We start from the raw sequence: 23,127 nt of genomic DNA on the forward strand, positions 1-23,127 counted from the left end.
CCTTTCCGGGAACATAAGGCGTTGGACCAATGACCGATCAGCCTCCCGTATCGATCGACGACCAGATCATCGAGACCCCGGAAGGGCCGATGACCTGGGCGGCGTGGAAGAAAAAGAACCCGGTGCAAATTCCCTCCCGCCGCACGAAGGGCAAGGATTTGCCCAACAAGGTCAAGCGTTTCACCGAGAAATGAGCAGTAGCGAAGTTCAGGTCGCCGCGCTTTACCGGTTTGCGCGGTTCGACGACCCTACGGCCCTGCGTGCGCCGCTGGAGAACGTGTGCCAAGACGTCAGGGGAACGATCCTGCTGGCACCAGAGGGCATCAATGGCACGATCGCCGGGTCTGAAGCCGCGATTGCCCGTGTGATCGACCACATCCGCGCCCTGCCCGGTTGCGCCGACCTGGAAGTAAAATATTCGACGGCGCCGAAGATGCCGTTTTATCGGACGAAAATAAGGCTGAAGCGTGAGATCGTAACGATGGGCCAGCCCGATATCGATCCGTTGCAGGACACCGGGCATTACGTCGCGCCCCGGGACTGGAACGCGCTGATCACCGACCCCGACACGGTCGTCATTGACACGCGCAACGATTACGAAGTTTCGATCGGCAGCTTTCCGGGTGCCATCGATCCGAAGACGCAGAGCTTCGGTGAGTTTCCCCAATGGTTTCGCGAAAACCGCGCGTCGGTGATCGCGGGCAAAACCAAGGTCGCGATGTTTTGCACGGGTGGTATTCGCTGCGAAAAGTCCACCGCGTTCCTGAAGGCCGAAGGCATCGACCAGGTCTATCATTTGCAGGGCGGCATCCTGAAATATCTTGAGGATGTTCCCGCCACCGAAAGCCTGTGGCGCGGCGAATGTTTCGTGTTCGACCAGCGAGTCGCGGTTGGGCCGGGGCTGATCGTGGGCACGCATAGTATTTGCCATGCCTGCCGACTTCCCCTGAATGCAGTGGATCGCGCCTCGCCGCTGTATGTCCAGGGGGTCAGTTGTGCGGCCTGCCATGGCACACGCAATGACCGCGAGCGCGCCGGATTTGCAGAACGGCAGCGGCAGGCCGAACTGGCCCAGGCGCGCGGAGACGCACATTTCGGGGCGCGACCGATGCCAGAACAACCGGATTTTACTGACACCGAAACGAACGAACGCTAAAGTCGGGCCTGTCTGCAAGGAGGATTGCGTTCATATGGCATCGACGGCCCCCCGCTCCCCCTCCCCGCGATCACCCTATCGCATTCTGATATGGTTGGCGGTCGCCGTTGCGGTCGTGGCGGGACTGGCGCTGCTGGTTCCAAGGAGCGTGTTTGCGCCCGCGTTGAAGGAACATGCACCCAGCAGCGGTGCCCCGCGCAGTTTCAGTGAGGCCCTGTTGCGCGCCGACCAGAACCTGGATGGGGCGAAGGTGCTGGCGGCAACGCGCAGCGACGAATGGCTGATCGACGAGAAACTGGCGACGAATTATATTACTCGTGCGCGGCTGACCGGATCATTCGAGGATTTTGCGGCGGCGCGGTCGGCGATGGAACAGGCATTCAGGGTTGCCGAACCGAATACCGGCCCGCACCGAACGCTCGCCGCGCTGGAATTCACGATGCACCGTCTCGCCGCAACCGAGGCTGCGCTGGATGCGATTGACAAATATAAGGTCGAACCGGACGAAGGATTGCGATCCGAAGCGGCGGCGATTCGGGGCGATATCGCCTTTTATCGCGGACACTATACGGCTGCGTTGAAACAATATCAGGCGGTAGGTGCAGTCATCGACGGACAGGGCATCGCGTTCCGGATGGCCGTCTATCAGGGCAAAACCGGTGCCATCGACGACGCCATCAGGGGGTTCAGCGTGTTGGCGGCACAACCACTGCTGCCGTCAGCGCAAATGCTGTCTAGTCTGGCGTCGATCCGGGGCGGGTTGGAGTTGCAGCACGGGAACTGGGACAGGGCGACGGGCTACTACATTCGCGCCGACACTGTATTCCCCGGCTATTGGCTGGCACAGGCCCAGCGCGCCCAAATGCTGGCGCTGGCAGGCGACCGGGCCGCAGCGATCCGCATCGACGAGGCCATTGTCAGGCGCGGTGACTATCCCGAAGTCATGGATGCGTTGGCCAGCCTGTACCGTGCCAACGGCGATGCGGCCCGGTCGCGACTGTGGGCGGATCGCGCGGGCGCATCTTGGGCGCGGCGTATGACCTTGTTTCCAGAGGCGGCGGCGGGCCATGCGGCCGAACACGAACTAGCGTTCGGTGACCCGAAAAGGGCGCTGGCGTTCGCCCAGATCGACTTCGCGGCACGACCCTATGCCGCGTCGGCGATCGCGCTTGGGTGGGCATGGCTGGCCAATAACCGACCCGCCGACGCCCTGAAAACGATCTTGCCGGTGCTCGATTCAGAATGGGTTTCGGCCGACCAGCATCTCGTCGCGGCGCAAGCTTATACAATGCTGGGTCGCGGCGACGAGGCCGATGCCCAACAGCAAAAGGCGCTGGCGATCAACCCGCGCGCGACCGATACCGCGACTGCGCTGATCTGGTTCGGGCATTGAGGATCGCGATCGCCCTGCGGGCCATCCTGGCGATCATCGCGCTGGCGTTCGCGCTGCCGGCCGCCGCGCACTTCACGCCAAATTCGGAAATCCAGCTCGATTTCGGGCGGACGCGAGCGGTTGCCGAACTGATCGTTCCGCTGAGTGAGATCAGCTATGCGCTTGGGCGTGACCTGAAAAGCGCGGACCAGACCGAAGCCTATCTTCGACAGCATTTGCGCGTCGTCGCCCCTGACGGCAGGCCGTGGCAGATCGCCTTTCGAAACACGATAATCACTCAAGAAAGCGGCGGACGCGACGTTCATGCCCGCGTCGACCTGACACCGCCGGCCGGTGCCCCCCTGCGGGTGTTCGACCTGAACTACACCGGCGTCATCGACCGCGTCCCGAACCATTTCGTCGTCGTGCTGGCGCGCAACGATTTCGATGCGGGCCGCCTGTCCGACCGTCCCCGGATGATCGGCGGATTGCAGGCAGGGGCGCAGACGCTGCGGGTGGACCGTGGCCCGGGCAGCGCCTGGCGCGGGTTCGTGTCCGCCGTGGGCCTGGGCATGCACCACATCGCGGAGGGGCATGATCATCTGCTGTTCCTGTTCGCGCTTCTGCTACCCGCACCGTTGCTGGTCGCGGCGGGACGGTGGGCAGGGTTCGGCGGATTGCGCTATACAGCACACCGGCTGCTGCTGGTCGTCAGTGCCTTCACGCTCGGCCATTCGCTGACTTTGATTGGGGGGGCGTATCTCGGCTGGCAGTTGCCCAGCAGGCCGGTGGAAGTCCTGATTGCGGTGTCGATCCTCGCGTCAGCGTTACACGCCTGGCGACCGTTGTTCGCGGGCAGAGAAGCGATCATTGCGGGGGGCTTCGGGCTGATCCACGGCATGGCCTTCGCCACACTGATCGGGCGTTTCGGGTTGGACCCGTGGCAAAAGGCGCAATCGATCCTCGGGTTCAACCTCGGCATCGAACTGGTCCAGGTGATGGTCGTCGCCGCCGTGATGCCCGCGCTGATCCTGTTGGCTCGGATGCCGGCCTACCCGAAAATCCGCAACATTGCCGCCGGGTTTGCCGGGTTCGCCGCACTGGCCTGGATTGTCGAGCGCGTGGCGGGCAAGGACAATATCGTCGGGCGCGCCATCGATGCGGGTCTGGGGCAGGCGCCGTGGCTGGTGGCCGCTGCCACGATCGCGGCGGCCACCATTACCCTTGTTGGTCGGTCTAGGTCTTCGGCGTCGCGCAGGTCGTAAGGTTCGCGGCTTTCAGATCGTCGACCAGTTCGTTCTGGAGGTCGACCAGCGATCCCGTGAATTCCCCGCCCCATTTGCCCGGAGCATCGTCGGCTGGGGAATCGTCGTTGAAGGCAGTTTTATTACCCGCATGAACCAGCACGGTAGCCACGGCGGGCTGTCCCATGCGGTCGACCCGGACATACGCCGTCGTCGGGTCGCTCCGGAAATCGAAGTTGGTTCCGGCCGGGGCAGGTATCGGCGGTGTGCCTTGCGGCGCCGCGAGATACGGAAAGTCCGGCCTGAACGGCAGGTCGTTCGCTGCAGGGTTAAGCGGCAACAACGCCAGCGTCCCGGGATTATGTTTTTTCAGGTCGAGCAACAGGACGGCCAGTTCGATGTCGATCACCGGATCGGCCAGCTTGCGACCATTGGGGAAACCCGCGGGAGCGGCAAAGTTGATCGACAACGTGTCGGGAATGACGAGGCTGGCAACGGTGACGCCCGGCGCCACCTCCTGCGACAGACACTTGCTGACCTCATAGCTTGCGGGGGTCTGCATCGGCGTCGGCACTGTGGCAGTGGGCGCGTCATTACCACAAGCAGACAATGCGACCAGCGCGACGAGCGGCGCGGCGATGATGAAAGGACGGTTCATAGCTGGGCTCCGAAACGGGCGGTGGTACCCCAGATCCGGACTTTTCCGGTTCCCCCGGCAACGAGCGCGCGTGGCATCTGGAAAACGACCGAGGTCAGGTTCTGACCGGCAAAGAAATTGCGATTCTTGTCGAACATCAGCGTTCCTGACGACTTGGTCGCCTTGAACCCCTGAAGATCGAAGAAGAACGGGTCGTCATATAGCCCCGCCCGAACCCTGATCGCATTGGTCGTCAGCGTCTGTTCGACCGGCCCGGTCAGCGGCACAGTTTCACCCGGCAACCCCTCGACCTTAATACCGACGTTGCCCTGAGCGTCCCGGCCGAAACGAAACTTAATCGCGAAAGACGGATTGGCGAGCGACCCATCGTTGGAGATGTTCAGCGTATAGAGCACGTCGCGATCATAAGTGCCGGGCAAGGTCGTCGCCTGCGGTCCTGCAAAGTCATAGGCGACGATCAGGTCGGTATCGGTGTGCCAGGCATAAATGTCGGTGATGTCCGCTGGTTTGTCGGGGGTCGTGTCGACCGCCGGATCGGTGCGCTGGGGTGGATCCAAGTGATCGGCCGCACGAGCAGGTTGGTCGGTCGGTGTCAGCAGCAAAACGCCGCCGAGAGCGACGACGGCCCCGCCTGAAAACAATTTACGCAATAAGGTCATGATATCGGTTCCCGTTCGATAACAAAGACATTTCCACCGATTGCGGAAGCGCCGTCGCAAGTGATTCGCGGACCCAATGCTCACCGGTCTGTCACGTCATCAGCCTTTCGAAAGACCAAAACGAATCGCGGTGTGCTGACGCCGTTGTAACCGCGCGAAATCGCATTCACCATGCCCGTTTTGAATTTGCCGCCGTCTGAATGTTCGACATGACGGTCAAGCGGTGTAGATAGGCTCGCATAACAGTCCGATTCGACGGGCTTCGGGGCGCGCACATTTCAATGACGGTAAGGAGCCAAGCTCCCGCCGTTCCGCTTGAGAAGCGGGGGAGATCGACGTGCCTGACATAAATGATTTTCGGCGTTTACTGGCTCGCTCCGTTACCGGGGCATCGATGGTGGCCTGGGCCGTCGTCGGGGTGACCTCCGCGCCCGCCGCGGCACCCAGCCTCCTCGACAGCTTTCGGCTGGGCGACGGCGGTGGCGTTCTTTGCCAGGTCCAGACGCGCAGCCACGATCCGGCGCTGGGCAACATGTTTGACCGGGCCTGGGCGATCGTCTGTCGCGACGCCGCCAAGCCGGTCGGAACGTTGCGGGCATTACGCAATGCCGATGCCGACACCAAACTCGCAGCCAACCGTGCAAACGACGTCAACTGTGCCGGAACCTCGACCGCAATCATCAACGGTCTGGGAAGTGTTGCCGTTCAGCAGTGCATGCTGAAAGGCGCGGCCGTTGGTTACAAGGTTTATTCCTATCGCAAGGGTCCGGTCCTGTGGGTCGCCGAAGGTTTGGAGGGCTACGACTCGGCCCTGCAACTGGGCCTTCGCACCGTGGTCGCCGACCGCATTGTGGCGGGCAAGGTCACGGTGGCGACGACTTCGGTCGACGATCCGGTAGCCTTTGCCCGCGTTCAGGCCGGCACGCTCGACCCCGACCAGGCGCTTGCGGAAGGGTATCGCCGTAACAACAGCGGCGATTATGCCGCGGCCGCGGAGTTCTTCGACACGCTCCAGAACCGCGCAACCAAGGGATCGGCCGAAATCGATCATGCGGGCGAATATCTGATCAATCGCGCGCTGCAGAAATCCAATCTCGGTGATTTTGCCGAGGCCGATGCGCTGTTTGCGCAAGCCGACAAAATACCGACAACCGACAATGTTCAGGTTCGGCTGCGCCGTAACTTCGGGGCGCTGCACCAGTTGAACCAGCAACACTATGAAGCAGCGCTCGCCGTGCTCGACCGACCGGTTGCGCCGGTCGGACAAGCGATCGGCCAGCCTGGCAGCGCGATCGAAATCGGCGCTCAGGTCGCGGCAGAAATTAACAGCGGCGTTCCGGTCGCGCAACGGCTGGGCGCCACCGATTCCTCGACCCTGACCCCCGATGAACGGGCGCAGATCATCGATGCGCAGGCGCTGCAAATCCGGGGCACGCTGTCGCGGCTGGAGGGCAAGCCGGTCGAGGCGCGCGCCGCCCTGGACAAGGCGATGGTGCAGGCAGTGTCGGTGCGCGATGGCCGCGTCCTGTCGATCACCCGATTGCGCGCGCAGATTCTTGCGGAGACTGGTCTTGCGCTGGAGGCATCGGGCGATGTCGGCGGTGGCGAAGGCCGGATGCGCGCGTCGCTCGCGCTGCTGGAAACACGGTATCCGTTGACCGTCGCTGTGAATGGCGCGCGTGCGCGCCTGGCTGCCTATCTGGCGCGCCACGGGCAGATTCCGGCGGCGATGGCCGAGTTTCATACCGTGGTCCAGACCGCCGCTGACACGCATACCCCGGTGACCGGGCTCGGCAATCTGCTAAGCCCCTATTTCCAGATCCTTGTCGATCAGATGCCGCAGGCCCCGGCGCTCTCAAGTGACTTTTTCCTGGCGACCCAGACGCTGGTACGGCCCGGTGTCGCCGATACCCAAGCCATTTTGTCGCGCGAATTGAGCGAGGGAACCGGCGAGGGTTCGCGCCTCTTCAGGCAGGCGCGGACACTGGAGCGCGACATCGAGCGCAGCCGGATCGAACTGGCCAATCTTGTTGCATCGCCGCAGCGGACGCCTGCCGTGGACACCGCGATCGCCGCGACACAGGCGGACCTGAACCAGTTTAGCAGCGAACAGGTGGCGACCCAGGCGCAATTGGCTGCCTATCCCCAATATCGCGCGCTGACGCCGAGCGCCCTTTCGCTGGTTGAATTGCAAGCGGCGCTGAAACCGGGTGAAGCATATTACAAGGTCACTGCCGTCGGGCGGTCGGTCTATGGGCTTTATGCCACCAGCGGCTATGCGACGGCGTGGCGTGTGCCGCTGACGCCTGACGAGCTGGGCCTGACGGTCGACGCTTTGCGCGATACCATCGTCAAGGACGAAGGAGGCCAGCTCAATACCTACCCGTTCGACGTCGATGGATCGCACCGGCTGTTTGTCGCTCTGTTTGCACCCGTCGCCGACCGGCTGGCGAGCGTCCGCCATCTGATCTTCGAACCCGATGGCGCAATGCTGCGCCTACCGGTCAACCTGCTGGTCACCGATCAGGCAAGCGTCGATCGCTACAACGCGCGCACTCGTGCAGCCAATTCGGATCAATTCGATTTCACCGGAATTGCATGGCTGGGCCGGAAAACCGCAATCAGCACCGCGGTTGCCGCCCGCGCCTTCCGCGATGCGCGCAGCGCACCCCCGTCGACTGCGAAGTTGCAATATCTGGGCTTCGGACAAAACGCTCCGATCAGCAGCGCGGTCCGGTTCGGATCGTCGCGTAGCGTCAGTGGTGTCGGCAGCGTCGATTGCAACTGGCCCCTGACCGAGTGGGACAAGCCGATCTCGGCGATCGAATTGCGAGAGGCCAGCGCGCTAGTCGGCGCAAGCCGGTCGGGTATCGTGACCGGCGCAGCCTTTACCGACACCGCCGTGATGGCGCGCAAGGACCTTGGCGACTATCGTATCCTGCATTTTGCGACCCACGGGCTGGTAACGGCACCGCGCCCCGAATGTCCGGCACGTCCTGCCCTGCTGACCAGCTTCGGCGGTGGAGAGTCGGACGGATTGCTTACTTTCCGCGAGATCTACGACCTGAAAATCGACGCCGACCTGGTGATCCTGTCCGCCTGTGATACGGCGGGCAAGGCAACCGTGGCTGCGACCCGGGAAGCTGGCGTTACGACGGGCGGCGGCAACGCGCTCGACGGCTTGGTGCGCGCGTTTATCGGAGCGGGCGGACGCTCGGTCCTCGCCAGCCACTGGCCGGCTCCAGACGATTTCAAGGCGACCGAAACGCTGATTGCCGGGCTGTTCCAGGGCAACCAGACTGCCAGCGTTGGAGAGGCGCTCGAAGCCGCTGAAAACAGGCTGATGGATGATGTGAAGACCTCGCACCCCTATTACTGGTCGGGGTTTGCGATCGTCGGCGATGGCGGGCAGCGATTGATCACCGCCCGTTGATAAATCGATGGTAACGACCCCCCGTCCGACGGGCGGTGCACGACGGCGACATCAGGTTGCGCGGCAGCTTGGGCCGATGCGACTGATCGCGACGGGTATCTTCATCGTGCTGGCGCTGCTGGTGGCGCGGTTTAGCTGGCACACGCCGTTCATCCTCGATGCCGAGGGCGTGTTGTTCGATTTTCGCAGTGCGCTGGCGTCGCCGATGATCGACCAGGACAAGCGCATCGCACTGGTTGTGTATGACGAAGATACTCTGCGCCTGACGGGCAAACGATCTCCACTCGACCGTCTGGTGCTGGCGAAGGCGTTAAAGCGGCTCGACACCATGGGTGCCAAGTCGATCGGCATCGATATTCTGATCGATCAGCCACAGGCCGAGGACCCAGTGCTGATCGACGCGTTTCGCCGCATGAAGACGCCGACCTGGCTTGCTTACGCGTCCAGCGCGACTGCCGAGGAAAAGACGACCTATTCGCAGCAGAAGTTCGTCGAGCAACTGTTGCGCGACGTGGCGCCCGGCAATGTCCACGCGACGAGTATCAGACTGGAAGCCGATGCTGGCAATGTGCTGCGGCGTTGGCCACCCCGGATCAATGGGTTGCCGCCAACGATGCCGAATGCGGTCGGGCCACCCAATCCGGCCTTCGGCACCTACAACGGCAGCGTGCAATTCAGGCAGCCGCGTGACCCCGAGCGCGGCGTGTTTTCCGTCATTCCGATCCAGAGTTTCGCCGACGATGCGATGTTTGCCATACCCGAAGCCGCGGCGATGTTCGGGGACCAGATCAGGGGGCGTCATGTCCTGATCGGTGGTCATATCCAGGACATCGACCTGTTCCTGACCCCGCTGACACGCTTGACCGGCAGGCAAAGCTGGGGCCTCGACATTTTCGCGCACATGCTGGCGCAACAACTCGACAACCGGCTGCAGACCCGCATTCCGTCGTGGGTGTTGTGGCTGGCTGCTGTCGCGGCGGTCGGATCGGGGGTGCTGACGGCGCTGGGGAGCATACGGGCGACACCCCTCGCCGTGCTGATGGTGCTGCAAATAGCACTGATCGGCTACCTGCCCTTTTATCTGCAGCAAAATCTGGTGGACACCTATGGACTACCGATGTTCGGATGGGTGGTCGGATGGATACTGGCGTTCACGGCAGTGGGAACCGCTGCGCGCGCGGTCGGCTCGGAACAGCGCAAGTTTGCGCAATCGGCACTCGGCAAATACCTGCCCCGTGACATTGCCGCCGAAATATTGCGCGATCCCGACGGGCTAAAGCTGCACGGTGAAAAACGCGAGATATTCGTGGTGTTTACCGACCTGGAGGGGTTCACCAAATTGAGCCATGCGATCGAACCTGAAATGGTCGCGACCCTGCTCAATACTTATCTGGAAATGCTTTCCGACATCGTTCTCGACCACGGCGGAACCATCGACAAGTTCGTCGGCGACGCTGTTGTTGCGTTCTGGGGCGCGCCGATTGCCCGTCCCGACGATGGCGAGCGTGCTGGGCGTGCAGCCTGGGCGATGTACGAGGCAGGAGAGGTATTTCGCAAGACCGTCCCCGATGGCGTTCCAGCGATTGGCCGGACGCGCGTAGGTCTTCATCACGGCGAAGCGATCGTGGGCAACTTCGGCGGCGAAGGGCGCATTCAATACACCGCGCTGGGCGACAGCATGAACACGGCCGCACGGCTGGAGGCAGCCAACAAGCAACTCGATTCGCGAATGCTTGTCAGTCGTGAGGCCGCCGAACTGTCAGGGCTGGACTGGTATCGCCCCCTGGGGCGTATCGTGCTGCGGGGACGCTCCACGCCGATCGACGTGTTCGAACCCGCGCCGCATATTAGTCCCGAGGAGCGGGCCGAGCTTACCAGAATCGTTACGCTCGCGGTAAAGAATGACGCACAAGCCATTGAAGACCTGAAACAATATTCCGTGCTGCATCCGGATGATGCAGCAATACGTAATTTGGTGTATCGAACCAGCAACCAGTCTGACGGAGGTTATTATGTCCTGGACTAATAAAACGACTAAATTCGCCACGACCATATTGACACTCAGCATTGCCGGAAGCGCGATTGCGGGGACGATCGTTATCCGCGCCGATGGCCCGTCGAAGGCCATGTATCAGCCGGGCAAGGCACTCACCGGGCGCATCGCGTTGAAGTCGGGCGACACCCTTGTCGTGCTTGATGGGCGCGGGACGCGGACGCTTACCGGACCGGCCAGTGTGGACCTGAGCGTCGCGCGGACGGCGTCTGCTGCTCCGTCGGCAATGACATCGTTGATCCGCAACGCGGGCGCGCGGCAGGTCCGCACCGGGGCGGTACGCGGTGGCAACAGCGTGCAGGCGAGCAGCCCGAACCTCTGGTACGTGGACACCACCCGCGGTGGTAAAGTTTGCCTGCCCGATACCACTCAGGCGACCCTGTGGCGCAAGTCCATGAACGAAGCCGCGACATTGACCCTGACCCGAAGCAGCGATCGTAAGGCCGTGCCGCTGAACTTTGCGATCGGGCAAAGCGTGCGGTCATGGCCAGTCGCCGAACTGCCGATTGCTGCCGCCACAGACTATTGGCTGAGTGGACCCGGCATCCCGACACCGCTCGTCGTCCGTTTTGAAGCGATCGGAAATACTGAAACCACGCCCGATGCCGTTGCCTCAGCACTGATGAGCAAGGGTTGTTCGCATCAGCTGGATATGCTGGTTGCCGCCGGGACATAGACTGTAGTCAGCGGTTGTAAACCGGCCTGCAGACTGGTAGCAAACGCCCATGCGACGGCTTAACGCCGCGCATGAAATTCCTCGGGGGTCGTCGGGGTAGATCAGCAAGCAACACGGCGACGGGCCGGGTTTGCGGGGTCGGACTTGGACGACACCGATAAGGGGATATCATGCGGTCAGTTGCGTCTTCTTCTTTGTTCGTGGTTTCGATGCTGTCGGTATGGCCGGGTGCCGCTTTGGCGCAATCGGCGGTCGGCGCTCCGACCCGCGAGGAAGTGCAGCGCGCTCCGCTGGCGACCGCGCCCCCGCCTGGTGCAAGGATTACGGTCGAGGGTGAGGTCGAGCGCGCGCCCTGCCCGCTCGCCGATCCCGCCTACAAGGACATTACGGTCACCATATCTGGGGCCCAATTTACCGGCCTTGGCGGCGTCCCGGTCGATCTGGTGCGCCCGGCCTATGCGGACCTGATCGGCAAGACCGTGACGATTGCGAGTGTCTGCGAAATCCGCGATCGGGCGGCGACGATTCTGCGGCGCGCCGGTTATCTCGCGGCGGTCCAGGTTCCGCCGCAGCGAATCGAAAACGGCATCGTGAAATTCGACGTGCTGATGGCCAAGCTGGTCGGGTTTCAGGTGCGCGGTGACGCCGGAAAGTCCGAACCGGTAATCCGACGTTATCTGACCGCGATCCAGGATCAGCCGGTCTTCAACATATTGACAGCCGAGCGTTATCTGCTGCTGGCGCGCGATCTACCGGGCTTCGATGTCCGGATGACCCTGCGGCCTGCGGGCACGGCTCCCGGCGAAGTCATCGGCGAAATCCAGGTGGTTCGCACGCCGATCGAGTTGGACGTAAACGTGCAGAACCTTGGTTCCCGCGAAGTCGGGCGGTTCGGCGGGATCGCGCAGTTGCGACTGAACGGCCTGCTGGGATGGGGCGACCGCACGACGGTGGGCTTTTTCTCGACTGCCGACTTTAAGGAACAGCAGGTTGCACAGGTTTCGGAGGAAATCCGCGTTGGTCGCGAAGGACTGACCCTAGGCGCAGACTTTAACTACGCCTGGACCAACCCGACCATCGCAAATTTCACGTTGCGGTCACGGACGCTCGCGGCAACGTTGCGCGCGCGCTATCCCCTAATCCGTCGTCAGACCCACAATCTTTTCCTCAGTGGCGGGCTGGACTTCGTCAACCAAGCGAGCCGCCTAGTCGGTACGACCGGCGCACTGCCACTTTCGCGCGACCGTCTACGTGTCGGCTTTATCCGGCTGGACTACCAGGCGATCGATCCGGCGAGCGTTGCCGGAACTACGGGCTATTCGATCAGCGAGCCGCGCTGGGCAATCGGTGGATCGGTCGAGGCGCGACAGGGTGTCAATATCTTTGATGCCAGCCCCGATTGCCGGAGAAACCCCGTTGCCTGCACGACCGGTGGCGCCACGCCGCCGAGCCGCCTGATTGCCGATCCTACCGCCTTTGTGGTTCGCGGAAGTGCCGACGTCACCTTTCGCCCCTTCCCTATCATCAGCTTCAGTCTCCAGCCTCGAGGTCAGTATTCGCCGCACGCGCTGTTGAGCTATGAGCAGTTTTCCGCGGGCAACTACACGATCGGGCGCGGTTTCGATCCGGGGACATTGCTGGGCGACTCGGGCGTCGGCGTCCGCGGTGAAGTCACCGTCGGCAGCATGGTACCCCGGTCGCGCAATGATCTCGCCATCCAGGGGTACGGATTTATAGATGCGGCGTGGACCTGGGATCGCGACCCCAACTCTTCCGTGCGCTATCCGGAAAAGCTACAGTCCGGCGGCGGCGGTGTTCGCCTAGCGTTTGGCGATCGTTTCCAGGCTGATGCAGGGGTCGCTACACCCTTTCGCGCCGCTGGATTGCAAACCCGGCGCGGGGATACGCGCTTCCTGATTTCGCTTACCGCCAAATTGCTGCCGTGGGGTCGTAACTGATGAACCGTCCTTTTGTAAAAAGCGTGAACCGGACCGACCCAGCAGGCAAGGCGCGCATTTCTCGCTACCAGTTGCTCGCCAGTTGCGCTGTCGCCATCACGTTGGCGGCCACTGCTCATGCACCAAAGGCAGCGGCGCAGGCTTATCTCGATCGCGCGTTGCAGGGATCGTCCACGGTAGTCGCGGGCAGCGCAACGATCACGCGCAGCGCCACGCTCGACACGATCAATGTCAACTCGCCGCAAGCGATCATAAACTGGAATCCCGAAACCGGAGGACCGCTTGCCCCCGGAACGATCAACTTCCTGCAAACCGGAACAACCGCCACGTTCAATGGCACAGCCGATTACATCGTCCTCAACAGGATCATTCCGACCGACCAGACGCGTGCGATTTCTATCAACGGAAACGTGAATTCGACAATCACCATTGGCAGCAGCCTGTCGGCGCCTGGCGGATCGGTCTGGTTCTATTCGCCCGGTGGCATCGTCGTCGGTGCGGGCGCGGCGTTCAATGTCGGCAATCTTGTCCTGACTGCGGCCGACATCGAACTCGGTTACGGCAGCGACCTGTACAATACAGCGGGGTCAAAGACGATCCACTTCCGCGGTGGCGATACCAATTCCCAGATTAACATCATGCCGGGTGCGAGTATTACGCAGACCAAGGCAAACTCGTATCTCGCCGTATTCGCTCCGGTGATCAATCAGGGCGGCACGGTCCAGGTCAACGGCCAGGTCGCCTATCTGGCGGCCACTCAAGCCGATGTGACCATCGACCTCGGCCTTTTCGCCGTCAACTTTATCGCGGGTTCGACCGGTGGCAATTCGATCACCCACACGAATTCGACGACCGGCGCCACGCAGGACCCCGCAGCATTTAACAATATCTACCTCGCGACGATCGCAAAAAACGATGCGATTTCCAGCCTGCTGGTGTCCGGAACACTCGGTTATACGCCCGCTGCCAACGCCGGGATCGTCAACGGACAGGTCGTGCTGTCTGCGGGCTACAACGTCAGCAATGCCGATCGCGCCGTGTCGCCGATCACCACCAAATTTGCCGGCACCGGCGTTGGCAACATCACGCTCGGTAATTCACAGTTCACGGTCAACACCACCGCACAGGCAAGCAATGCCTTTGTCGCGAGCCCGGCACTTGGCGGTGTTATTAATTTCGTGGCAAATGCAACGCTTGGCGGTGCGAAGTCGGCAACGCTGACCGCGAACCGGAACGAGCGTATCCAGTCCGGTGGTTCGCTTTTGCTCAACGCCTTCGACGGCGCGGTCGGCGGGACTGCCACGGCAACCGCCAGCTTCGAACTCGGCTACGGCGCGACTGCCGGTGTCATCAATGTCGGCGGTGGATTCAACCTCGATACCACCGGACTCGGGATCGGCGCGGTAGGAGGAACAGCCACGCTGAACGTCGACGGCGGCCAGGTCTATGCCGGTACGATCAACCTGTTTGCTGACGCACGTGTCGGCGGCACCGCTGGTGGTAATGCCACCGCTGGGTCAGCGCTGCTAAACGTAACCGATTCGCGGTCTTACATCCAGGCAATGGGGCTTGGACTCAACGCGAGCGCTGTGGGCGGGGACAATGTGGCGGGCGCTGGCGGCAGCGCCACCGGCGGCACGGCGGTCGCCACAATTTCGGCCGGTACGATCGCGCTGGCACCGTCGCTCGGCGTGTACGCCCTTGGCATTGGCGGAAGCGCCAGCACGGGGGTTGGTGGCAATGGAACGGGCGGCACGGCATCGGTAGCCGTCAATGGCGCGACGCTGACCATCGGCGACGGCCGGATCGATGCCAGTGGCATTGGTGGTAATTCAGACAATCAAGCGGGTTTCGGAAAGGGCGGCAGTGCAGCGCTTTCGGTATTGAATTCCACGACACCGGGCCAAGGCCTGATCGCCAACGATCTTTTCATCACGGCAAATGGTGCCGGTGGTGAATATGGGTACGGCGTAGCGTCTGCCTCGACGGCTGGCCCTGGCACTGGCGGCATTGCATCGTTGACGGTCGACAGTGGTTCGTTTGCGGTTCGACGCACGACCGTCAGCGCCGGAGGGTTCGGCGGTTACGCCTCCGACGGCGGCGTCGCTGGCAACGGCAAGGGTGGCACAACCAGTTTCAAGGTGACGGGCGGTAGCGTTCTCTCGGTGGAAAGCGCCAGGTTCCTTGCCGAAGGTGGTTCAATCGGCGTCTATTCAGGCGCGCCGGTCGTCTTCGCGGCAAACGGCGGGCGCGGTGATGGTGGCGTCGTCAATGTTGATTTGCTTGGCGGCACGACGACCTTTGCATCGGCCAACAGCACTCCGCTGTTCGACGTATCGGCTGATGGATACGGTGGGAACGCGTTCAGCACCGCGGCGAACCCAGGGCTAACTGCCGGCGCGGGCACCGGCGGCACGATCAAGTTTACGGTCGGCGGCGGGACCGTGAGTGCGCCAACCACGTCAATCCACGCCGACGGGTTCGGTGGAACGGTTGCGCAGTCTTTCGACTTTGCCACCGTTGGCGGCGCTGGCAAGGGCGGAAGCGTCACCTTCGATGCTCCCGCTGGGAGTTACGCTGGCTCCTTTACGATCACCGCAAATGGCGAAGGCCAATCCGGCGGTAGCTCGGGCAACGCTGGTAGCGGTGTGCCGGTTGGCGCGGGCGGAGCCGGCATCGGCGGCGGCGTCGACTTCACCGCAGGCGGCGCGAATTTCAACACTGACAGCCTGCAACTCCAGGCCCTTGGGAATGGTGGTAACGGTGGCGGTGTCGAAACCGGTTACGGCAGCGTGGGCGGTAGTGGCGGCGCCGGCGGAAATTCGTCAGGCGGTAAGGTGACGCTGGCCATCACCGCCGGCAGCTCACGCTTCAGCTCGATCTCGGGCACGGTGCGCAGCGCTGCTGGAAGTGGCGGCAATGCCGAAGTCGGCTATGGCGCGTTGAATGTGGTCGGGGGCAAGGGCGGCAACGCCTTGGGTGGCGGCAGCGTCGCGGTCGCAATCAATGGCGGGGTGACGCAGGTCAACCAAATCTCGGTTGATGCAGGTGCCAGCGCTGGCAGCGGCAGCTTCATTCAGACGGGATATTCGAATTTTGAAACGGCAACGGCAACGGCAGCGGCAGGTGGTAATGCTACTGCCGGGATCGCCACGGTCACGCTGGCAGGCCAGGTCGATAATCTCGACAGCGTCTCCGTCACCAGCAATGCGCGAGCGGGAAGCGGCGGAAACGGCGATCTGGGCAGCATCGGCGGCAATGCTATCGGCGGCTCGTCGCGGCTGATAATCGACGGCACCGGCGTTCGATTGGGATCAGTCGATATTTCCAGTGCGAGCTTTGGCGGCGCAGGCAATTACGCGAAAACTGGCTCTGGCAGCTCTGGCGGAAACGCTCTCGGCGGTGCAACGAGTTTTGAACTCACGAATGGCGGCTCGCTGACCTTTACCGATACCCGTCCTAGTTTCTCGATGAACTCCAGTGCCGAGGGAGGGTTCGGAGGCTCCGTCGGTGAGGCATTTGCCGGCGGCAACGGCGGTAATGCGCAAGGCGGACAGATAAGCATTATCGCGACCACGGCTTCGCTCGATTTGACCGGTCCAACGCGCAATCTCGTCGCAACCGCAACCGCAGGCTCGGGGGGCGACGGCGGATCTGGCGATGGCCCGATACCGAGCGCTGGTGGGGCTGGCGGAAACGGTGGCGATGCATTGGGAGGCAGCATTGCCTTGCGCTCGACGGGGGCGGACGCGTCGTTCAATCTCGGCGATGCGGAATTTGGCTATGGCGTTGCCGGATACGGCGGCGTCGGCGGATTGGGTGGCGCGGGAGGACGGGGCACCAACGGTATCGACGGCGGGATCGGCGTCAGTGGCACCAATGGCGGTGACGGGTTTAGCGGCGGATTGGGGGGCGACGGTGGCCGGGGCACCGGGGGTTTCTTGAACATCGAAGCCAGTGACTCGGGTTCGTTTTCCTTTGGATCGCAAACGCTTGAGGCATCGGGCTACGGCGGCGACGCGGGAGTGGGTGGACCGGGCGGCAACGGCGGCTTCGGCGGGGCAGGCGGGAGCGGCATCGCCGGAGCGCTTGGCCAGAATGGCGGCGCGGGCGCCAGTGGCGGAAACGGCGGCTTTGGCGGCAACCAAGGCAATATTGGCCGAGCCGGGCCAGGCATCGGTGGCGTTGTCGTCTTGAACGCGTTGGGTGGCAGCCTGTCGGGCGGCGACCTAACGGTCAAGGCGGCCGGAAATTCAGGATTCGCGAGTCCTTTTTTCGGCGGTGAGGGCGGCGGGGGCTTTGGAGGCTCCGGCGGAGCGGCAGGAGCAGGCGGCGCGCCAGGTGGGCAAATCGGAGGCAATCCGGCACCGACCACCGGTCCCCGTGGCACAGACGGACAGAATGGCCTGAACGGATCCAGCAGTGAGTTCGGCTCGATAGACCCGAACAGCAGCGGCGGCGCCATTGTCTTTGCTACCAGCAGCAACGGGGACTTTACTGGCTCGATGAACTTCGGCCAGGTTGACGCCACTGTGGAGGGGGTCACCAACACCCCATTCGGTGCGCAGCGTAACGGCAATTTCGGGACCATTGAGTTTAACAACATCGGTCCCAACCGGATTGACCAGACCATCCAATTTGCGGGACTGAACGCCACGGCTGGCTTCTCCAGTCAGGAAGACAGCAGCGGTTCGATTAAGTTTCAGTTGGACAATCCGCTGCTGGTTTCCGGCGACGTCACGCTCAACAGTTCGGGGACAATCGGCATTGCGGCAACGGGCGGCGGATCGCTGCAGGCCCTTGGTGCCGTTTCAATTGCGACGGGCAGCGATATCGCTATCAGCCATGCCACCCCTTTCCTGAGCGATACCCTGCCCGCTTTCGTCACGCTTCGTGGCGACAGCATTTCGCTGACGTCAGGTACTGGTATCAACGCCGGCGGCAGCAGCATTGTCGGACTGAACGACATTTTCATCCAGTCCTACGAATCGGTCGCTCTCGGACAGGTGAAGTCGGGAGGTGAACTTAGGGTTTTCGGACGCGGCCTGACCTTCGATTCATTATTGTCCGAAGGCGACATGCGCATCGTTGCTTACGCTGACGATCTCGTCGGCGGCAGTGCGACGGCCACCAACGGCAGTTTCCAGGCAGAAGCAGGATATGGCAGCATCAACCTTGGCACCGTGACCGCAGGCAATGCCGCCACGCTGTTTACGCGCGGTGCGGTCACTCTTGGCGCCGGGAAATCAGGTTATAACTTTATCATCGATGCCGGAACGACAGTCGATGCGACCCGGATCACGACGACCGGCATAGGCAATCTGGACGACACCGCCAATGTCCAGATAACCGCTGGTGGCGCCGTCAACGTCGGGCACGCCGAGGCCTTCAACGATATTCTGGTCAACTCGGCGAGCTTTGCAACTGGCGGCAACACGCTGATCGCAGGCGACAACATCAACATCGCCACTTTGGGCGACTCGGCGCTTGGCGTTTCGACCGCAAACGGACGAATCGATGTTACCGCAGGGGGCGCTATCGCTTTCACGTCCATCGGCGCTGGCAGCGATGTAAACCTTTCGGCCGCAAACGGTGACATCGCCGGCGGTGCTGCAACGGCAGGCGGATCGATGTCGTTGCAGAGTGTTAGTGGCAGTGTCAGTTTCAGCGACATACGCGCTGGCCTCGGCATTACAGTAACAACACCTGGAACGATTACGGGCGCCAGCGCCCGACTGGATGGCGGCACACTGCGTTTGAACGGCGGTCGAGGGATCACCGTATCGACCGTGGCTTCGGGGGGACGCGTCGAACTGCGCGCACCGAACGGTGCGATCATTGTCGACACCGACCTGTCTGCAGGCACTCGCTTGTTCGCCTTGGGGCAATCCCTCCGGTTGCAATCGAAGGGCGCACTTTCGGCGGAGAGTCTGATCGCAACCCAAGGCGGCATCGATGTCACGACGTCGGGCAATTTGCTGACCGACATTACCAACGCCACCGGTGACGTGTTCCTGACCAGCACGGGCGGCAACGTTGCTGTCGATCATGTCGGCGATAGCGACAATGGTCTGCCCACGCCTTCGAACCTCGCAATCACCGCGTTCGCAGACGTCATCCTCGGCGCCAAGGTGACCACAAGCGGTCGCCTGGTCGTCCAGTCGGGCGTGCTTGGCGCGACCGGCCAGTCACCCGGGGTGACGACGATCAACGGTATTGCTTCGGGTGCGACGATGAGCTTCGGGTCGACCGATATCGTCATCTCCCCGAACGCGCGGGTTGGCACGGCCGGGACGACCACTTCGGTCGCATTCCTCAACCGGTCGATCGCCACGACCACGATCGGCGGCAGCGCCACGACCACCGGCTATGTGCTGGACAACGCCGAACTGCAGCGCGTGTTTTCCAACAATCTCGGGGTGTTCCGCAACCTTCCGCCTACTCCGGCATCGACGGGAAGCCAGACACCTGCTCGAGTGATGTCAAACGCCGCGCCGAATGTCATCATCGACACACTAACTCTGAACGGCGGCACCGGTGGCGCGTTCTCCGGCGGGACCTTCGCGATTAAGTCCGATGGCAAGGTGCAAATTGTGGGTGCCGTCGCACTAACAAACCTGACGACCGGCAATCGATTCGAAATCAACGCGGCTGATGCGATCGAAGCATTGCCGACCGGTTCGGTGACGATGACCGGCTCCACGAACGTGTTGACCGGAACTCTGGCACTGAATTCCGCCGATATCTTTGCCGGATCGTCGGCGGCGCTTGCCGACATTGCTGCTGCCGCCGATCTTGGAGCGGCCAGCACCCGGATCGACCGGAACGATACTACCCCCGCGAGCGACAATGGCTATTTCGCCGCAGGTGGGATCATCGCGACGGTCGACAACAATATATATATCCAGAACACCGGCGCTTCGACGATGGCCAACACCGATTTCGATGCGCGGCGCGGTTTCACCGTCGGCGCTGGAGGCTTCACCGTCGTCCAGAATACACCCGGGGTAATCAAGATAGCCGTGAACGGTCGCCAGGTCGTCAGCACCGCTCAGGGCGAATTCTTCACAGGCTTCGACCTCGTTCCGCGGATCAACATCATTGGCTACGATAGCGCGTCGGCCAATGGCTCGGTTGTACAGACGCGGGGCAGTTTCGATCCGCTGTCGACGATCAACGGTTGCCGGATTTTGGCGACGAGCTGCAGCGGTGCCGGCGTGATCGTGCCGGACCCAGGCACCAGCATCGCGCGCGACACCATCGAACACGCGGTCGAACAATTCCAGGCTGAGGGACAGTTACTGCCGATTGCGCTCGTCCAGTTCCAGGATTTCAAGGGCTTCATCGACCAACCCGTCATCGACGAACCTGTCACGGGTGCCGGCAACGACGATCTGTACTCGCTCGATGACTCGCAGCTTTGCGATCGCGACCAGAAGCCGCCGTGTAAATAGCAGTCGGCCTCTTTAGCCGGTTGACGGGGGCGGCGCGATTGCCGCAACGCCCCCTTATGACAGCTATACCGATCCGCCTTTTCAATAGCATGACCCGCTCGATTGAAGCCTTCGTGCCGATTGAGCCTGATCACGCCCGCATCTATTCGTGCGGACCGACCGTGTATCACTACGCCCACCTCGGCAATCTGCGCGCTTATGTGTTCACCGATACCTTGCGGCGGACGTTAGAATATAAGGGGCTGGAGACGACCCATGTCATCAACATTACCGACGTTGGGCACCTGACCTCCGACGCGGATGTCGGCGACGACAAGATGGAGGCGGCCGCCGCGCGTGAACAAAAGACTATCTGGGACATCGCCGCCCATTACACTGCCGCATTCAAAGCCGACGTCGCGGCACTCAACATCCGCCAGCCGACGCGCTGGTCGATCGCCACCGACCATATCGAGGACATGGTGAATTTCGCCGAAAAGATCGCGCCAGAGCATTGCTACGAATTGCCGACCGGCCTGTACTTCGACAGTAGTTCGGTGGCCAACTACGGCAGCCTCGCTCGCGCGCTTACCGACGAAGGCGAAGGTCGCATCGCCGGGGTCAGCGGTAAGCGCCATGCGTCGGACTTCGCGATCTGGCGCAAATCAGCGGTTGGCGAACAGCGCCAGATGGAGTGGGATTCGCCATGGGGCAAGGGCGCGCCGGGCTGGCATCTCGAATGTTCGGTGATGAGCATCAAATATCTGGGACCGCAATTCGACATTCATACCGGCGGCATCGACCATCGCGAGATTCATCATCCGAACGAGATCGCCCAGAACCAGGCTTACACCGGCACGGCGGCAACGGGCGCTAACTGGTGGATGCACAATAACTTCCTGATCACGCGCACGGGCCAAAGTGCGGCAAAAATGTCGAAGTCGGAGGGCCCGATCGCGACGCTGCAGGCGCTTGTCGATCGCGGCATCCATCCCCTCGCCTATCGCCTGATGTGCCTGTCAGCCCATTATCGCAGCGAGCTTGAGTTTTCGGGTGAAAATTTGATGGCCGCGCTCACCCGCCTGAAACGGCTCGTGATGGTGGTGGTGCCCCTTCGCGGGAATGAGGATGAGGTGATCCTTTCGCCCGCCGCAACCCTGCTGCTCGACAGGTTCGACGAAGCGATCAGCGACGATCTGGCGCTGCCCCGCGCGCTGCCGTTGATCGAGGAAGCGGCCACCACAAAGGCATTTAGGCCTGCCGTCCGACTTCACCTGGTAGAGCGCATGGATGCGGTCCTCGGCCTACGCCTCGACAGCATCGACCGCCTCGACCTGCGATTAAGGCCGGTTGATGCCGCATTGACCGACGACCAGGTTGAGGCGCTGCTGGCCGCGCGAAAAGAAGCGAGGGCCGCCAAAGACTTCGTCGAATCTGACCGCATCCGCGACGCTCTCGTCGCTGCCGGGATCGAGGTCATGGACGGAGATGCGCTGGGCTGGGACTGGAAGCTCGACCTGACATGACCACGGCCGTACTCAGCGCCATGGTGCGTCCCTTTGTCGAGCCATATCTGCCCATCGACATCGATGTGAACTGGTTCGCAACCAAGGCTGAGGCGCTCGAATACGCGCCGGGCGCGGAGATTGGCTGGTTCGACCTGTACAAACGACAGGACATGCTGCCGATCATCCACGCCGCAACGAAAATGAAGTGGCTGAACTCGCTCTACGCCGGGGTCGACGGCCTTCCGCTCGATCTGCTCGCCGATCGCGGCGTCGTATTCACCAACGGCGCGGGCATCAACGCGATCACGATCGCCGAATATGTCGTCATGGGGATGCTGACCATCGCCAAGGGCTATCGGCAAGTCGTCCAGGCACAGGACCGGCACGAATGGCTCAGGATCCCCCCGGGCCGGGCCGAACTGGCAGGCAGCAAGGCGTTGCTGATCGGCTATGGCGCAATCGGCAAGCTGATCGAAAAACGATTAGCCGCATTCGACGTGGACATTAGCAAGGTGCGGCGAACCACCGGTGACGCGACCACGCTGGGCCCTGACGACTGGCGGGCGCGACTGGGCGAATTCGATTGGATCATTCTTGCCCTGCCGGCCACGCCTGAAACGGAGCACCTAATCGGACGACCGGAGCTTGATGCGATGAAGCCGACTGCGACGCTGCTGAATATCTCGCGCGGGTCAGTCATCGATCAGGACGCGCTGGTGGATGCGTTGTCCAGGCGGCGGATCGCTGCGGCGTTTCTGGATGTTACAACGCCCGAACCGCTGCCGCCCCACCACTCGCTGTGGACACTCGACAATGCGCACATCACAATGCACCTTTCGGGTCAGTCGCAGGACAAGATGGCAGCGCGTGCGGCCGCCTTGTTCCTTGAAAATCTGAACAACTATCTGGGCGGGAAACCGCTCGCAAACGTCGTGGACCTTCGGCGCGGATACTGATACCAACCCGCTGCTGATGCG

The 23,127-nt window shown here is 62.3% G+C and carries 13 protein-coding genes; 11 read left to right on the plus strand and 2 right to left on the minus strand.

What is annotated here, in order from left to right:
* The first annotated feature begins 29 nt into the window (after nt 1–29).
* From Q0R02_RS10215 to Q0R02_RS10230, 4 genes are read left to right on the plus strand one after another with little or no spacing between them, the layout of a single operon-like run.
* Nucleotides 30–194: a hypothetical protein gene (locus Q0R02_RS10215; protein WP_293883118.1), complete on the plus strand. Its 165-nt coding sequence runs from the start codon at nt 30–32 to the stop codon at nt 192–194.
* Entirely contained in the window at nt 191–1,156 is a 966-nt protein-coding gene (locus Q0R02_RS10220; protein WP_293883120.1) for a rhodanese-related sulfurtransferase, read from the plus strand. Before Q0R02_RS10215 ends, Q0R02_RS10220 begins: the two co-directional genes overlap by 4 nt.
* 34 nt (nt 1,157–1,190) lie before the next feature.
* Nucleotides 1,191–2,549, plus strand: coding sequence for a hypothetical protein (locus Q0R02_RS10225; protein ID WP_293883122.1), 1,359 nt, complete (start codon nt 1,191–1,193; stop codon nt 2,547–2,549).
* The gene (locus Q0R02_RS10230) at nt 2,546–3,793 is read left to right on the plus strand and encodes a HupE/UreJ family protein (RefSeq protein ID WP_293883125.1); all 1,248 of its coding nucleotides are present in this window, start codon (nt 2,546–2,548) and stop codon (nt 3,791–3,793) included. Before Q0R02_RS10225 ends, Q0R02_RS10230 begins: the two co-directional genes overlap by 4 nt.
* Here the strand turns inward: Q0R02_RS10230 and Q0R02_RS10235 are convergent.
* Together Q0R02_RS10235 and Q0R02_RS10240 are read right to left on the minus strand one after the other, a co-directional pair.
* Complete coding sequence (locus tag Q0R02_RS10235; RefSeq protein ID WP_293883128.1) at nt 3,765–4,430, minus strand: DUF4331 family protein; 666 nt, start codon at nt 4,428–4,430, stop codon at nt 3,765–3,767. The two genes, Q0R02_RS10230 and Q0R02_RS10235, sit on opposite strands and share 29 nt — an antisense overlap.
* On the minus strand, nt 4,427–5,089 hold the full coding sequence (locus tag Q0R02_RS10240) for a DUF4331 family protein (protein ID WP_293883131.1): 663 nt from the start codon (nt 5,087–5,089) through the stop codon (nt 4,427–4,429). The genes Q0R02_RS10235 and Q0R02_RS10240 overlap by 4 nt, the downstream gene beginning before the upstream one ends.
* A 394-nt stretch (nt 5,090–5,483) precedes the next feature.
* Between Q0R02_RS10240 and Q0R02_RS10245 the strand changes: the two genes are divergently transcribed.
* The 7 genes from Q0R02_RS10245 (at nt 5,484) to Q0R02_RS10275 (ending at nt 23,106) form a co-directional block, all read left to right on the plus strand.
* Nucleotides 5,484–8,522, plus strand: coding sequence for a CHAT domain-containing protein (locus Q0R02_RS10245; protein WP_293883134.1), 3,039 nt, complete (start codon nt 5,484–5,486; stop codon nt 8,520–8,522).
* Between the two features lie 7 nt (nt 8,523–8,529).
* Nucleotides 8,530–10,548: an adenylate/guanylate cyclase domain-containing protein gene (locus Q0R02_RS10250; protein WP_293883137.1), complete on the plus strand. Its 2,019-nt coding sequence runs from the start codon at nt 8,530–8,532 to the stop codon at nt 10,546–10,548.
* The gene (locus Q0R02_RS10255) at nt 10,535–11,251 is read left to right on the plus strand and encodes a hypothetical protein (RefSeq protein ID WP_293883140.1); all 717 of its coding nucleotides are present in this window, start codon (nt 10,535–10,537) and stop codon (nt 11,249–11,251) included. Before Q0R02_RS10250 ends, Q0R02_RS10255 begins: the two co-directional genes overlap by 14 nt.
* Before the next feature lie 170 nt (nt 11,252–11,421).
* Nucleotides 11,422–13,209: a ShlB/FhaC/HecB family hemolysin secretion/activation protein gene (locus Q0R02_RS10260; protein ID WP_293883143.1), complete on the plus strand. Its 1,788-nt coding sequence runs from the start codon at nt 11,422–11,424 to the stop codon at nt 13,207–13,209.
* Nucleotides 13,209–20,663 carry a hypothetical protein gene (locus Q0R02_RS10265; protein WP_293883145.1) on the plus strand — a complete coding sequence of 2,485 codons (7,455 nt, stop codon included), beginning with the start codon at nt 13,209–13,211 and terminating at the stop codon, nt 20,661–20,663. Before Q0R02_RS10260 ends, Q0R02_RS10265 begins: the two co-directional genes overlap by 1 nt.
* A 56-nt stretch (nt 20,664–20,719) precedes the next feature.
* The gene (gene cysS / locus Q0R02_RS10270; RefSeq protein WP_293883147.1) at nt 20,720–22,168 is read left to right on the plus strand and encodes a cysteine--tRNA ligase; all 1,449 of its coding nucleotides are present in this window, start codon (nt 20,720–20,722) and stop codon (nt 22,166–22,168) included.
* Nucleotides 22,165–23,106, plus strand: a complete 942-nt coding sequence (locus tag Q0R02_RS10275) for a D-2-hydroxyacid dehydrogenase (protein ID WP_293883149.1) — start codon at nt 22,165–22,167, stop codon at nt 23,104–23,106. Before cysS ends, Q0R02_RS10275 begins: the two co-directional genes overlap by 4 nt.
* The last annotated feature ends 21 nt before the right edge of the window (nt 23,107–23,127 follow it).

The sequence above is a fragment of the Sphingomonas sp. genome (assembly GCF_025353885.1).
GTDB lineage: Bacteria > Pseudomonadota > Alphaproteobacteria > Sphingomonadales > Sphingomonadaceae > Sphingomonas_O.

Coding starts and splice junctions, on each gene's coding strand:
- Q0R02_RS10240 (WP_293883131.1), bottom strand. CDS start 5,089: ATGACCTTATTGCGTAAATTGTTTTCAGGCGGGGCCGTCGTCGCTCTC.
- Q0R02_RS10260 (WP_293883143.1), top strand. CDS start 11,422: ATGCGGTCAGTTGCGTCTTCTTCTTTGTTCGTGGTTTCGATGCTGTCG.
- Q0R02_RS10250 (WP_293883137.1), top strand. CDS start 8,530: ATGGTAACGACCCCCCGTCCGACGGGCGGTGCACGACGGCGACATCAG.
- Q0R02_RS10275 (WP_293883149.1), top strand. CDS start 22,165: ATGACCACGGCCGTACTCAGCGCCATGGTGCGTCCCTTTGTCGAGCCA.
- Q0R02_RS10265 (WP_293883145.1), top strand. CDS start 13,209: ATGAACCGTCCTTTTGTAAAAAGCGTGAACCGGACCGACCCAGCAGGC.
- Q0R02_RS10235 (WP_293883128.1), bottom strand. CDS start 4,430: ATGAACCGTCCTTTCATCATCGCCGCGCCGCTCGTCGCGCTGGTCGCA.
- Q0R02_RS10255 (WP_293883140.1), top strand. CDS start 10,535: ATGTCCTGGACTAATAAAACGACTAAATTCGCCACGACCATATTGACA.
- Q0R02_RS10220 (WP_293883120.1), top strand. CDS start 191: ATGAGCAGTAGCGAAGTTCAGGTCGCCGCGCTTTACCGGTTTGCGCGG.
- Q0R02_RS10215 (WP_293883118.1), top strand. CDS start 30: ATGACCGATCAGCCTCCCGTATCGATCGACGACCAGATCATCGAGACC.
- cysS (WP_293883147.1), top strand. CDS start 20,720: ATGACAGCTATACCGATCCGCCTTTTCAATAGCATGACCCGCTCGATT.
- Q0R02_RS10225 (WP_293883122.1), top strand. CDS start 1,191: ATGGCATCGACGGCCCCCCGCTCCCCCTCCCCGCGATCACCCTATCGC.
- Q0R02_RS10245 (WP_293883134.1), top strand. CDS start 5,484: ATGGTGGCCTGGGCCGTCGTCGGGGTGACCTCCGCGCCCGCCGCGGCA.